The sequence below is a fragment of the Bacillus sp. JJ1562 genome (genome assembly GCF_036962705.1).
Classification (GTDB): domain Bacteria; phylum Bacillota; class Bacilli; order Bacillales; family Bacillaceae_L; genus Ferdinandcohnia.
In genome coordinates this window covers 1-14,154 of the sequence record NZ_JBALOQ010000026.1, presented here as the reverse complement: position 1 = coordinate 14,154, position 14,154 = coordinate 1, and the positions used below count along the sequence as shown (strand labels likewise).

General features: G+C 37.0%; 12 protein-coding genes. 8 read left to right on the top strand and 4 right to left on the bottom strand.

Going from position 1 to position 14,154, the window contains the following annotated elements; translation table 11 throughout:
- Window positions 1-321 precede the first annotated feature (321 nt).
- The 4 genes from jag to rpmH form a co-directional block, all read right to left on the bottom strand.
- Complete coding sequence (jag, locus tag V7097_RS17230) at window positions 322-942, bottom strand: RNA-binding cell elongation regulator Jag/EloR (protein WP_335704873.1); 621 nt, start codon at window positions 940-942, stop codon at window positions 322-324.
- Window positions 939-1,712: a YidC family membrane integrase SpoIIIJ gene (gene spoIIIJ, locus V7097_RS17225; protein WP_335704872.1), complete on the bottom strand. Its 774-nt coding sequence runs from the start codon at window positions 1,710-1,712 to the stop codon at window positions 939-941. Before spoIIIJ ends, jag begins: the two co-directional genes overlap by 4 nt.
- 140 nt (window positions 1,713-1,852) lie before the next feature.
- The gene (rnpA, locus tag V7097_RS17220; protein ID WP_335704871.1) at window positions 1,853-2,200 is read right to left on the bottom strand and encodes a ribonuclease P protein component; all 348 of its coding nucleotides are present in this window, start codon (window positions 2,198-2,200) and stop codon (window positions 1,853-1,855) included.
- 128 nt (window positions 2,201-2,328) lie between these two features.
- Complete coding sequence (rpmH, locus tag V7097_RS17215; RefSeq protein ID WP_335704870.1) at window positions 2,329-2,463, bottom strand: 50S ribosomal protein L34; 135 nt, start codon at window positions 2,461-2,463, stop codon at window positions 2,329-2,331.
- A 1,049-nt stretch (window positions 2,464-3,512) separates the two neighbouring features.
- Here rpmH and dnaA point away from each other — a divergent pair.
- The 8 genes from dnaA (at window position 3,513) to V7097_RS17175 (ending at window position 13,940) form a co-directional block, all read left to right on the top strand.
- The gene (gene dnaA, locus V7097_RS17210) at window positions 3,513-4,859 is read left to right on the top strand and encodes a chromosomal replication initiator protein DnaA (RefSeq protein WP_335704869.1); all 1,347 of its coding nucleotides are present in this window, start codon (window positions 3,513-3,515) and stop codon (window positions 4,857-4,859) included.
- Window positions 4,860-5,108: 249 nt separating this feature from the next.
- Window positions 5,109-6,245, top strand: a complete 1,137-nt coding sequence (gene dnaN / locus V7097_RS17205) for a DNA polymerase III subunit beta (protein WP_335704868.1) — start codon at window positions 5,109-5,111, stop codon at window positions 6,243-6,245.
- Window positions 6,246-6,336: 91 nt separating this feature from the next.
- On the top strand, window positions 6,337-6,555 hold the full coding sequence (gene yaaA, locus V7097_RS17200) for a S4 domain-containing protein YaaA (RefSeq protein WP_335704867.1): 219 nt from the start codon (window positions 6,337-6,339) through the stop codon (window positions 6,553-6,555).
- Between the two features lie 46 nt (window positions 6,556-6,601).
- Window positions 6,602-7,720: a DNA replication/repair protein RecF gene (gene recF / locus V7097_RS17195; protein WP_335704866.1), complete on the top strand. Its 1,119-nt coding sequence runs from the start codon at window positions 6,602-6,604 to the stop codon at window positions 7,718-7,720.
- 11 nt (window positions 7,721-7,731) lie between these two features.
- Window positions 7,732-7,995: an extracellular matrix regulator RemB gene (gene remB / locus V7097_RS17190; RefSeq protein WP_335704865.1), complete on the top strand. Its 264-nt coding sequence runs from the start codon at window positions 7,732-7,734 to the stop codon at window positions 7,993-7,995.
- Window positions 7,996-8,061: 66 nt separating this feature from the next.
- Window positions 8,062-9,984, top strand: a complete 1,923-nt coding sequence (gene gyrB / locus V7097_RS17185) for a DNA topoisomerase (ATP-hydrolyzing) subunit B (protein WP_335704890.1) — start codon at window positions 8,062-8,064, stop codon at window positions 9,982-9,984.
- Between the two features lie 264 nt (window positions 9,985-10,248).
- Window positions 10,249-12,780, top strand: a complete 2,532-nt coding sequence (gene gyrA, locus V7097_RS17180) for a DNA gyrase subunit A (protein ID WP_335704864.1) — start codon at window positions 10,249-10,251, stop codon at window positions 12,778-12,780.
- A 92-nt stretch (window positions 12,781-12,872) separates the two neighbouring features.
- Window positions 12,873-13,940, top strand: coding sequence for an HD-GYP domain-containing protein (locus V7097_RS17175; protein WP_335704863.1), 1,068 nt, complete (start codon window positions 12,873-12,875; stop codon window positions 13,938-13,940).
- Window positions 13,941-14,154: the final 214 nt, after the last annotated feature.

The window sequence follows — 14,154 nt, the reverse complement described above, 5'->3', positions numbered from 1 at the left end:
TCTTATATATAAACATTTCCATTTGATTCGTTCTGTTTTTCGACAAACTGAAAACTGTGAATAACTTTTTGGATTTTCTTTATTACTAGTATTACCTATTTATCCACAAGGAAAACAAAACCTCGTTATTCCCAAAATAAACTACACTCCATTTTATCTTATCCACATGTGAATAACAACAAGGAAGAACTCACCATCATGCAACAATAAACCTAAATTTCTGTACTATAACAACTCGTTCTTTAAAAAGACCAAGTACATACCTCTCTTAAAAATGGCACAAAAAAATCCTAGGCAAAAATGCCTAGGATTCTTCTTTATTTAATCTGCAGGTGAAATCACGATATGTCGGTTTGGATCTGAACCACTTGAAGATGTTTTAACCTTTGCATGATTCGCAAGGGCTGTATGAATAACCTTTCGTTCGTACGAAGGCATTGGCTCTAATTTGACATCTTGCTTCGTTCTACTTACTTTATCAGCAAGTCTATCGGCCAATTGGACCAAGGTTTCTTCACGACGGCCTCGATAATTTTCAGCATCGACCATAATGTTCAAATAATGATCTGAAAATCGATTCGCAACCAATTGAGTTAAATACTGTAACGAATTTAAGGTTTGGCCCCTTTTTCCAATTAAAACAGCCATTTTTTCACCAGATAATTGGAATATCACATTCTTTCCATTTCGTGTAACATCCAATTTTGCTGAAACTCCCATTGTTGAAACGACCTTTTCTAAAAACTTCTGCGCTTCTTCAACAGGGTCAATTTTAACAGTTACTTTTACAACCGCTGGCTTTGTTCCAAAAATTCCAAATATCCCTTTTTTACCCTCATCGATGATCTGTATTTCGGTGCGGTCTCTTGTTGTGCTTAGTTGAGCTAAAGCTGATTCTACTGCTTCATCGACGGTTTGCCCTGTAGCAGTTACTTGTTTCACTTTTTGGCTCCTCCCGCATCTCCAGATTTAGCTGCCCTAATATCTGGACCTTTAATTAAATATGTTTGAACAATCATAAAGATATTACCCACTACCCAGTACAATGATAAAGCTGCTGGGAAGCTGATCGCAAAGACAACGATCATGATTGGCATTAGCCATAGCATCATTGCCATTTGTGGATTGTTTTCCATACCCATCATTGTAATTTTTTGCTGGATAAATGTTGTCACTCCAGCTACTAAAGGAAGAATATAATATGGATCTGCTTCACCTAGGTCAAACCATAGGAAGTTATGATTAGCAATTTCGCCTGTTCTCATAATCGCTTGGTAGAAACCAATTAAGATTGGCATTTGAATCAATAATGGGAAACATCCCGCTAATGGATTAACACCATGCTTTTGGAATAGCTGCATTGTTTCTTGTTGTAGTTTTTGTTGTGTTGCTTGGTCTTTTGAGCTGTATTTTTCACGTAGTGTTTTAAGCTCAGGTTGAATTGCTTGCATTGCCTTTGAACTTTTCGTTTGTTTAATCATTAATGGCAATAACGCAAAACGAATTAAAAGGGTTACAATGATAATGGATAAACCATAGTCATTATTAAAAAGTTCAGCAAAATAAGTAATCAGCCAAGATAATGGATAAACAAAGTATTTATTCCAAAACCCTGTACTTTCTGCGGTAATCGGTTCATTGATTTGAGCACACCCAGATAATAGTAGAATCAATCCTATTAGCGCACTTATTATTAATATTCGCCTTTTCAACAACTTTTCCTCCTAGTTCTAAATATCCTAAAGGTAAATATATAGTGTAAAACATATTCATTCGAAGAAAAATCAATATGTATCCTTGTATTCTACCATCTTTATAGGAAAATTTCTTTCTTTCCTTTGAAAAAAGTCGACTATTTTTGGATCTTTTTTAACACTTTTGCCACCTTTAAGACATGAAGCAAGCTTTTTTTAACTTCTTCATAGTTCATTTCGGCAACAGGCTTCCTGGCAATAATCACATAATCCTTGATTTGAACCAGATCTTTGTGTTCAAGGAAGAATTGACGAATCAATCGTTTTATACGATTTCGTGTAACAGCGTTTCCAATTTTTTTACTTACAGATAAGCCAATACGGAAATGTTCTAGCTCTTCCCTATGGTAGACGTAAACAATAAATTGCCGATTGGCTGAAGATTTTCCCGACTTAAACACCGTTTGAAAATCTTGATTCCTTTTTATACGGTATTCTTTTTTCATTCTTTACAACTCCCGTACTACAAAACAACGTTAATTTTCCAGATCCACTACTCTTAACTTAGTATGGGCATAAGAAAAATTGAAATAAACTTATTTATTGAAAAAAAGACCACTGAGCTTTCAGTGGCCTATGCTGATAATACTTTTCTTCCTTTTTGACGACGACGAGCAAGTACTTTACGTCCGCCTTTAGAGCTCATACGACTACGGAATCCGTGAACTCTGCTGTGTTTACGATTACTTGGTTGGTATGTTCTTTTCATTATATGACACCTCCCTGAGGAATTAACTCTCAAAATCAAATACGCCTTGGCGTATTTGCGCCCAGATTTTTTCGAGCGTACTCGAAAAGCTTCCACTAAAAATCTGTGGCATCCGCCGGAGGCTTTAACTTTATTCAGCCAGGGTTTGAACCCCCACTGAATTATACTCTCTTTGCATTCATCCTCCACTTAAAGAAGTAAGGACTTCTGCTGAATAAAGTTAAACATCAGACAGTCTTACTAATTATAGTGAAAACCCGTAAAAAATGTCAACCTTATTTGAAATACTATATTTTGGATAGCAAATAATCATATGGAAAAAAGTAAGTTTGACGACTGTAACTAATCCCCTTAAATTTACTCATAATTAAAATTCCATCCTGCGACGCACAGGAATTGCTAGTGTCGACTTTGCCACAGATCGTGGCGATTTAAGTCGGCCAATTTTTCGTTTCTAGGTAAGCCGCCTCCACTTTTCTTTGTTGCCAGCTTCAACGCCTAGAAATTCGAGAAGCTTTACCTCCTCTGGCAGAGGCAAAAAGCGCCTCTTTGTCGGAGCCTCCGGTTTCCTCATTTCTGAGCGAGGCACTTCAGCTTTTCTTTGTTGTGGATATCTTTTTCGACAGTTTTTTTTAATCCACAACATTTATCGACAAGTTTTACACATCATCTTGTGTTGTGGATAATTATTTTCCACAAGGTATAGATATTGTGGATAAGTTTTCAAAAACCATTGATTATATAGTCATTATTTGATATTATAGTTTTGTTTTCACTCGTAATAAGTTATTAACATTTTTTATTTATCCACAGAATGTGGATATCATGTGGATAGATTTTTACACATTGTGAATGAAGACTTGTCCACAATCAGTGGATTATGTCGAAAAGATGCTTTTCTACTATATTATATAGTTATTCACAAATTATAAAGAGTGTATATTTATAAATCCCTATTCATTTAAAGAAAAAGAATTGCATAAGGCCTTATTTTTATACATTCGATTATTCATACTTAGTAAAAATGAGCTAACAAAGGAGGGATATTGTTGGAGAATATTGCAGATTTATGGGCAAAAGCACTCCAGGAGATTGAAAAAAAATTAAGCAAGCCCAGCTTTGAAACATGGTTGAAATCAACAAAAGCACATGCCCTACAAAAAGATACACTCATTATTACGGCTCCCAATGAGTTTGCTAGAGATTGGCTAGAATCAAGATATCTGCATCTTATCGCTGAAACGATTTATGATTTAACCGGTGCAGAACTCGGAATCAAATTTATTATTCCTCAAAATCAACTAGATGCAGAATTCGAATTGAAAACACCTGAGAAAAAAGCTACGAAACAAGATGAACCAGCTGAACACTCTCAAAACATGCTAAATCAAAAATACACATTCGATACATTTGTAATTGGTTCTGGTAATCGCTTTGCACATGCTGCATCCTTAGCTGTTGCAGAAGCACCAGCAAAAGCCTATAACCCACTCTTTCTATATGGTGGTGTCGGATTAGGAAAAACCCATTTAATGCATTCGATTGGCCATTATGTTCAAGAGCATAATCCAAATGCTAAAGTGGTCTATCTATCATCAGAGAAATTTACAAATGAATTCATTAACTCCATTCGGGACAATAAAGCTGTCGAATTCAGAAACAAATACCGAAATGTCGACATCTTACTTATAGATGATATTCAATTTTTGGCCGGAAAAGAATCAACTCAAGAAGAATTTTTCCATACATTTAACACTTTGCATGAGGAAAGTAAGCAAATCGTCATTTCGAGCGACAGACCGCCGAAGGAGATTCCAACCTTAGAGGATAGGCTTCGTTCCCGCTTCGAATGGGGTTTGATTACCGATATTACCCCTCCTGATCTTGAAACAAGAATTGCGATTTTACGCAAAAAAGCAAAGGCAGAGGGACTTGATATTCCAAATGAGGTCATGCTCTATATCGCGAACCAAATCAATACGAATATTCGTGAGCTTGAGGGTGCGCTTATTCGTATCGTTGCGTATTCATCTTTAATTAATAAAGACATGAATGCAGACCTTGCTGCAGAAGCTTTGAAAGATATTATTCCAAGTTCAAGACCCAAAGTGATTACGATTTTCGAGATCCAAAAGGTTGTTGGACAGCATTATAGTATTAAACTTGAGGATTTTAAGGCGAAAAAACGTACAAAGTCGATTGCCTACCCTCGCCAAATTGCGATGTATCTTTCAAGGGAAATGACCGACTCCTCTCTGCCTAAAATTGGAGAGGAATTTGGTGGGCGTGATCATACAACGGTTATTCATGCTCATGAGAAAATCTCAAACCTATTAAAGACGGACACTCAATTACAAAAACAAATAAATGAAATCATTACCCAATTAAAAGGTTAAGGTAAAAAGGTTTCATCTTTTAATTTGGACAAGTACTTGTAATGTGAATACTGTGAATAACTTCTTTGTTGTTGCGCACAGTCTATCCACATGTGGATAGACTGTTTTGATTTGTTTTATTCGAGTTATCCACATACTCACAGGACCTACTAGTACTTCTACGATTTTTCTTTTAAAAAATAAATATATATAACTTAAAAATGTATTCGCATGAAGTCAAAAATAGAACTATTTTTAGGAGGATTTTTGATGAAATTTATCATTCAAAGAGACTATCTTGTTCGAAGTGTTCAAGATGTAATGAAAGCTGTATCGTCAAGAACAACCATACCAATCTTAACAGGGATCAAAATTGTAGCCACAACTGAAGGCGTAACTCTTACAGGTAGCGATTCTGATGTTTCAATTGAATCCTTTATTCCTACTGAAGAAGCTGGAAATGAAATTGTTGAAATTAAAGAAACAGGAAGTATTGTTTTACAGGCTCGTTTCTTTAGTGAAATTGTTAAAAAGCTTCCTAAGGATACTGTTGAAATTGAAGTTCATTCAAACCTACTCACGATTATTCGTTCAGGAAAAGCTGAATTTAATTTAAATGGACTTGATGCTGATGAATATCCACAATTACCACAAATTGAAGGTAATCAAGGATTTAAAATTCCTGCAGACTTACTAAAAAATTTGATTCGTCAAACGGTATTTGCAGTATCAACTTCTGAAACTCGCCCTATTTTAACAGGTGTAAATTGGAAGGTTGAAAATAATACACTACATTGTATTGCAACCGACAGCCACCGACTCGCAATGAGAACAGCAACGATTGAAACAGAGGATGATGGATCTTATGGTGCTGTCATTCCAGGTAAAAGCTTAAACGAGTTAAGTAAAATTTTAGATGATACTACAGATTTAGTAGATATCGTCATAACTGAGAACCAGGTACTATTTAAAACAAAACATTTATTGTTCTTCTCTCGTTTATTAGATGGGAGCTATCCAGATACGTCTAGATTGATCCCTACTGAAAGTAAAACGGAGATTATTTTAACGACGAAGGGATTTTTACAATCCATCGATCGCGCTTCTTTACTAGCAAGAGAAGCAAATAATAATGTCGTGAAGTTTACAACTTTACCTGAAGGTGTTGTCGAAATTTCGTCCACCTCCCCTGAAATTGGAAAGGTAAATGAGGAAATACAAAGTAAATCAATCGAAGGTGAAGAATTAAAGATTTCTTTTAGTGCAAAATATATGATGGATGCATTAAAAGCGATAGAAAGCTCTGAAATTCGAATTAGCTTTACTGGTGCAATGAGACCATTCTTTATAAAAGCACTTGATGACGATACAGTCTTTCATTTGATTCTCCCAGTGCGCACTTACTAAGATAAGAAGAACTACTAGGCCGTAAAAACCTAGTAGTTTTCTTTTCTAGTTATGGTTTCTTTAGTAAAATAAAAGAAAGAAGGCGAAAAAGATGGCGAAGGAAATAGAAATTTCGACAGACTTTATCACATTAGGACAGTTTTTGAAGCTTGCAGAAGTCATCCAATCAGGTGGAATGGCAAAGTGGTTTCTTGGTGAGCATGAAGTCTACGTAAATGGAGAGCTAGAAAATCGCCGTGGAAAAAAGCTAGTAGATAAGGATGAAGTAGACATTCCTGGCTTTGGAACGTTTGTCATATCAAAAGCTTGAGCAGCGAGGGATTGCCCTCGCGCTTGTGCGCAAAGGGTGAATCCATTTGTTCATTGAAGAAATAGAACTAACGAATTATCGAAACTATGAAAAATTATCCGTACAATTTGAAAATAAAGTTAATGTCATACTAGGTGAAAATGCACAGGGTAAAACAAATGTGATGGAGTCCATCTATGTTTTAGCGATGGCTAAGTCACATCGTACCTCAAATGATAAAGAATTGATTCGCTGGGATGAAGAGTATGCTAAAATAGAGGGTAGGGTTCAAAAAAGGAACGGTCCCCTATCCTTACAGCTTGTGATCTCTAAAAAGGGTAAAAAAGCAAAAAGTAATCATTTGGAGCAGCAAAAGCTGAGCCAGTATGTTGGACATATGAACGTGGTCATGTTTGCCCCTGAGGATTTAAATCTTGTCAAGGGAAGTCCACAGGTGAGAAGACGATTTATTGATATGGAAATTGGTCAAGTGTCGGCTGTTTATTTACATGACTTAAGCCAATATCAAAAGATCCTTCACCAGCGAAATCACTATTTAAAGCAGCTTCAAACTAAAAAACAACACGATCAAACTATGCTTGATGTGTTAACCTCACAATTAATTCAAGCTGCGGCAAAAATTGTCAAAAAACGATTTGAATTCCTTATTTTATTACAGAAATGGGCCGAACCCATCCATCATGGAATCAGTAGAAGGCTCGAAACGCTTCAAATTGAATATAAACCATCGATTGAGGTATTAGAAACCGCTGAATTGTCGAAAATGGTAGATGTATACGACGAAAAATTTGCTAAAATAAGAGAGAGGGAAATTGAAAGAGGCGTTACATTAGCGGGGCCACATCGGGATGACCTTGCATTTTTTGTGAATGGAAAGGATGTCCAAACCTTTGGATCCCAAGGCCAGCAACGTACGACAGCCCTATCGCTGAAGCTAGCAGAAATAGAATTAATTCACTCAGAAATTGGGGAATACCCAATTTTATTATTAGATGATGTTCTATCGGAACTGGATGATTTTAGACAGTCCCATTTATTAAATACAATCCAAGGCAAAGTGCAAACCTTTGTCACAACAACAAGCGTAGAGGGAATCAATCATGATACATTGAAGCAGGCTGCAACTTACGCCGTTTCTGCAGGAGTCATAGCAAAGCTTAAATGAGGTGATGAAGTTTGTTCATACATTTGGGAGAGAATGTAATGGTTCGTTCATCAGATGTCATTACGATATTAGATCGACAGCTTTTAAAATCCTCCTCTATCGTTAATGAGTTTTTAGATGTACAAAAAGACAGAGTGGTAGAATTGTCTAATGGAAACACAAAGTCAGTAGTGGTAACTGTTGATAAAGTATATTTCTCACCATTATCTTCTAGTACATTAAAAAAACGTTCACAGCATGTATCCGATTTTGAATCGATTTTAGAAGAAGTATGAGGATGATAGCTGCTTTAGGAGCTCGTACTTTTTCGTTAATATAAAGTGTAGGTGATATTGGTGGCAATGGAAGAAAAAGAATTGCAACAGCATGAATATGATGAGAGTCAAATCGAGGTTTTAGAAGGTTTAGAAGCCGTAAGAAAACGCCCTGGTATGTATATTGGTACAACATCTGGAAAAGGATTGCACCATTTAGTATGGGAAATCGTAGATAATAGTATTGACGAAGCATTAGCGGGCTATTGTGATGAGATTAATGTCATCATTGAAGAAGATAATAGTATTACCGTAAAGGACAATGGACGTGGGATTCCGGTCGGGATACAAGAAAAAATGGGACGTCCAGCTGTAGAAGTCATTATGACTGTACTTCATGCTGGTGGGAAATTTGACGGCGGCGGTTACAAGGTTTCTGGTGGACTACACGGAGTTGGCGCATCTGTTGTTAACGCCCTTTCCACAAGCTTAGAGGTATATGTACACCGTGATAGTAAAATCCACTATATTGCATTTGAACGTGGTCATGTAGTAACTGAGTTAAAAGTTGTTGGAGAAACGGATTATTCTGGTACTACAACACATTTTAAGCCAGATGGTGAAATTTTTACTGAAACACTAGAGTATGATTTTGATACACTTGCAACTCGTCTTCGTGAGCTTGCCTTCTTAACAAGAGGTGTAAAAATCACAATCGAAGATAAGCGTGAAGAAAACAAACGTAAGGAATACCATTACGAAGGTGGAATTAAGTCATACGTTGAACACCTTAACCGTACAAAAGAAGTGGTTCATGAAGAACCAGTGTTTGTTGAAGGTGAAAAAGAAGGGATTGCAATTGAGATCGCCCTCCAATATAACGATAGCTATACAAGTAATATTTATTCGTTCGCTAACAACATTCACACCTATGAAGGTGGGACACACGAATCTGGATTTAAAACAGCCTTAACGCGGATTATCAATGACTATGCACGTAAAAATAATATATTTAAAGAAAATGATGCCAATTTAATGGGTGATGATGTTCGAGAAGGACTAACAGCTATCATCTCTATTAAGCACCCAGACCCACAATTCGAGGGGCAAACAAAAACAAAGCTCGGAAACAGTGAAGCAAGAACGATAACTGAATCTGTGTTTTCTGAGAAGTTTGAAGCATTTTTATTAGAAAATCCTTCAGTTGCCAGGAAGATTGTCGAAAAAGGAACCATGGCTGCAAGAGCACGAATGGCCGCGAAAAAAGCACGTGAATTAACAAGAAGGAAAAGTGCGTTAGAGATTTCGAGCCTACCAGGAAAGCTTGCTGATTGTTCATCAAAGGACCCTTCCATTAGTGAACTTTATATCGTTGAGGGTGACTCGGCGGGTGGATCTGCAAAGCAAGGTCGTGATCGTCACTTCCAAGCAATCCTGCCACTTAGAGGGAAAATTCTTAACGTTGAAAAGGCAAGACTCGATAGAATTTTATCCAATAATGAAGTACGTTCCATGATCACAGCATTAGGAACAGGTATTGGAGAAGATTTTGATATTTCCAAGGCTCGTTATCACAAAGTTGTCATCATGACCGATGCTGACGTTGATGGTGCGCATATTCGGACTTTATTATTGACGTTCTTCTATCGCTTTATGCGTCAGATTATTGAACATGGATATATCTATATAGCGCAACCACCTTTATATAAAATTCAACAAGGTAAACGTGTTGAATATGCGTACGATGACCGTGAGCTTGAAAAGTATTTAGCAGAAATGCCAAGTAATCCAAAGCCGGGTATCCAGCGCTACAAAGGTCTTGGAGAAATGAATCCTGAGCAACTTTGGGAAACGACTATGGACCCAAGTAACCGTGCTATGCTACAGGTTAAGCTTCAGGATGCAATCGATGCGGATGAAACCTTTGAAATGCTCATGGGTGATAAGGTTGAACCTAGGCGTAATTTCATTGAAGAGAATGCACAATACGTGAAAAACTTAGACGTATAACGATTTAATGCAGGATAGTGTTGTTACTATCCTGTGTTTTGGTTACATAATTGAATGGGTTAAAATAAGAATCCGGATTTATCCCGTATTAACTGGCAGTAAGACCCCCACTTCAAGACTTTAGGTAAAGCCAAAGAAGTAAAAGTGGTGAATCAACTCCCAGTAAATGCCCGATTGGTTCGACTAACATTCAGTGGGAAAGAAAACCCCCACTGAATGAAGTTTCACTTTATTTTATACCCTTGATAAGGGAGGTTTCTTTTTATGTCTGAAAGTCAAAATTCACAAATTCATGAGATCAATATAAGCCAAGAGATGAAAACATCGTTTTTGGACTATGCGATGAGTGTAATTGTGTCACGTGCCCTACCAGATGTTCGTGATGGTTTAAAGCCGGTTCACCGCAGGATTTTATATGCAATGAATGACTTAGGTATGACGTCTGATAAAGCATATAAGAAATCAGCGCGTATCGTAGGTGAAGTAATTGGTAAATACCACCCACATGGTGACTCTGCCGTTTACGATACAATGGTTCGTATGGCACAGAACTTTAACTACCGTTATATGCTAGTTGATGGCCATGGAAACTTTGGTTCTGTCGATGGAGATGCAGCAGCAGCAATGCGTTATACGGAAGCACGTATGTCCAAAATCTCAATGGAGCTTTTGCGCGATATTAATAAAGACACCATTGATTATCAGGATAACTACGATGGTTCAGAAAGAGAACCTGCTGTTCTCCCTGCACGGTTCCCTAATCTATTAGTAAATGGATCAGCGGGTATTGCTGTAGGTATGGCAACGAATGTCCCACCGCACCAATTAGGCGAAGTTATTGATGGTGTTCTAGCAATCAGTCAGGACCCTGAGATGACGATAGCGGAGTTAATGGATATTATTCCTGGCCCAGACTTCCCTACTGCTGGTCATATTCTTGGTAGAAGCGGGATTAGAAAAGCCTATGAAACTGGAAAAGGATCCATTACCCTACGTGCAAAAGTTGAAATTGAACAAATGAAAAATGGTAAGGAAGTTATTCTTGTTACAGAACTTCCATACCAAGTTAACAAAGCAAAATTAATTGAAAAAATTGCCGAATTAGTACGTGATAAAAAAATTGACGGCATAACTGACCTTCGTGATGAATCAGACCGAAACGGTATGAGAATTGTGATGGAAGTAAGAAGAGATGCTAATGCGAATGTCCTTTTAAATAATTTATATAAACATACTGCATTACAAACAACGTTTGGAATCAACATGCTTGCCCTTGTGGACGGGCATCCAAGAGTCCTAAATTTAAAACAATGCTTACAATATTACTTAGACCATCAAGTCGTTGTAATTAAACGTAGAACAGCGTTTGAGCTTCGAAAAGCTGAAGCAAGAGCTCATATTTTAGAAGGTTTACGTATTGCGTTAGATCACATTGATGAAATAATTACGCTAATTCGTGGCTCTCAAAATACAGATATTGCGCGCGAAGGCTTAATGACAAGATTTAATCTATCCGAAAAACAAGCTCAAGCGATTTTAGATATGCGCTTGCAGCGTTTAACAGGATTAGAACGCGACAAGATTGAGGGAGAATACCAAGAGCTTGTAGCACTAATTGCAGAATTAAAAGCAATTCTAGCAGATGAAGAAAAAGTACTTGAAATCATTCGCGAAGAGCTACTAGAAATTAAAGATCGTTTTAACGATACAAGACGTACTGAAATTCTATCCGGCGGACTTGAAATGATTGAAGACGAAGATTTGATCCCAAGAGAGAACATCATCCTTACTCTTACAAACAAAGGGTATATAAAGCGTCTTCCAGTCTCAACATACCGTAGCCAAAAACGTGGTGGTCGAGGAATTCAAGGAATGGGTACAAATGAAGATGACTTTGTTGAACAGCTTTTATCAACATCAACCCATGATACGATTCTCTTCTTCACAAATAAAGGAAAAGTCTATCGTCTAAAAGGTTATGAAATTCCTGAATTTAGTAGAACAGCTAAAGGAATTCCGATCATCAACCTATTAGAAATTGATAAAGAAGAATGGATCAATGCGATTATTCCTGTATCTGAGCTTGTAGATGATTGGTTCTTATTCTTTACGACGAGAAAAGGTATTTCAAAACGAACTCCACTATCATCCTTTGCAAATATTCGTAAAGGTGGTTTAATCGCGGTTGGTCTTCATGAAGGTGACGAACTTATCTCTGTTCGACTAACAGATGGATCAAAGGATATTATCATTGGAACAAAGGATGGCATGCTTATTCGCTTCCCTGAGTCTGATGTAAGATCCATGGGTCGTACGGCTGCGGGGGTTAAAGGAATCAACCTATCTGAAGGCGACGAAGTAGTAGGAATGGAAATTCTAGAAGATAACCTAGATGTCCTAATCGTCACTGAACATGGGTATGGAAAACGAACTCCAGCAAGTGAATACCGAATCCAAAGCCGTGGTGGTAAGGGGCTCAAAACAGTCAATATTACAGACAAAAATGGTAAAGTTATTGCCGTTAAAGCTGTAACAGTGGAAAATGATCTCATGCTTATTACTGCTGATGGTGTCCTAATTAGAATGTCAATTAACGATATCTCACAAATTGGCCGTACAACTCAAGGGGTTAAGCTCATCCGTTTAGATGAAAATGGACATGTAGCTACAGTTGCGGTCGTCGAAAAAGAAGAGGAAGAAGAAGAACATGAGGAAGGTTCTGAAGAAACTGTTAATGAATCAGTTGAAGAAACAGTAACTGAAGATCAACCAGATATTGAAGGCGAAACTGAATAAACTTCCGAAAAAGAGAAATGCTGCGGTGCAGTATTTCTCTTTTTTTGGTAAAATGATTCTAATATATGAATGAGAGACGAGGGCGGAAAAAAATGCGTGTAAGGATAAGCCAACTAAAAGAAGGATGTATTCTATTAAATGACATCTTTTCCTTAACGAATAAACCAATCATTCCTAAAAAAACAGTTTTATCAAACGAACATATTCACATTCTTCAAGTATTTTTAGTAAAAGATGTGCAGGTTGAATCATTTTTAATCAATGGTGAGCCATTCACACCTACTGAGCAGGTAGAAGAAGTTGAAGTTTTGGAAAAAGAAAACTCAATTGCGGAGGAATATCTTAAATCTGTAAAGGAATACAAGCAATTATTTCAGAGTTGGCAAGCTGGTGCACTTGTTGATATCTCAAAAGTTCGCCAAATTATTCTCCCAATATTTAAAAGAATACTTGAACAATCAAAAGAACTCTTCTCTTTACACAGATATACAAATCGAGAGGACTATTTATTCCATCACTCCGTCATGCTAGGCTTGCTTTCGGGATATTTAGGAAAAAAACTAAAATATAGTGAGGCAGATTGCAATCATCTAGCAATAGCAGGACTACTAAGTGACTGTGGAATGTCTAAAATTGATCCTAAAATTCTATTAACGAACTCATCACTAACATTAGCTGAATACAATGAAGTAAAAAAGCATCCTTTATACAGCTATCGAATGATTGAAAAGATACCACTAATAAAAGATAGTGTGAAATTAGCAGTCTTCCAACATCATGAACGTATGGATGGAACGGGCTATGTACTGGGGGTTACCGGGGATAAACTACATCCATTTAGCAAAATAGTTGCAGTGGCTGATGTGTACTCGGCGATGACCCTAGAAAGACCTTACAGCAACCGGCAGTCCCCATTCAAGACCCTCGAGGAAATAAGAATGGAATCCTTCGGGAAATTTGATATGAAGGTAGTAGAGGCACTAACAAACGGAATTGGAAACATCTCGATTGGAACAAAAATAAAACTCTCAAATGGCCAATCAGGTGAAATTGTATTTATTGATAAATCTCAGCCGACCAGGCCATTACTTAAAATTAGCGAAAGCGAATTTTTAGATTTAAAAAACTACCGAGAACTCTTTATAGAAGAGATCATCTAAGACCTCCAAATACGGGGGTTTTATTTTTGTGTAAAAGGAGTGCGAAAATAATTGTAGAGAAAACACTTGATTATAAGGTTGTTTCCGATTATACTTGTAAAGTTGTCTCCAAAGTTAAATATTATTTTAAAAAAGTAATTGACTTTATTTATGATAACATGATATATTAATAAAGTCGCTTGAGAGCGACGAAAAAGTTCTTTGAAAACTAAAC

Bases quoted from the DNA above. Each gene is read 5' to 3' on its own strand.
- rnpA (WP_335704871.1), bottom strand. From the start codon at position 2,200: ATGAAAAAAGAATACCGTATAAAAAGGAATCAAGATTTTCAAACGGTG.
- rpmH (WP_335704870.1), bottom strand. From the start codon at position 2,463: ATGAAAAGAACATACCAACCAAGTAATCGTAAACACAGCAGAGTTCAC.
- dnaN (WP_335704868.1), top strand. From the start codon at position 5,109: ATGAAATTTATCATTCAAAGAGACTATCTTGTTCGAAGTGTTCAAGAT.
- yaaA (WP_335704867.1), top strand. From the start codon at position 6,337: ATGGCGAAGGAAATAGAAATTTCGACAGACTTTATCACATTAGGACAG.
- gyrB (WP_335704890.1), top strand. From the start codon at position 8,062: ATGGAAGAAAAAGAATTGCAACAGCATGAATATGATGAGAGTCAAATC.
- gyrA (WP_335704864.1), top strand. From the start codon at position 10,249: ATGTCTGAAAGTCAAAATTCACAAATTCATGAGATCAATATAAGCCAA.
- V7097_RS17175 (WP_335704863.1), top strand. From the start codon at position 12,873: ATGCGTGTAAGGATAAGCCAACTAAAAGAAGGATGTATTCTATTAAAT.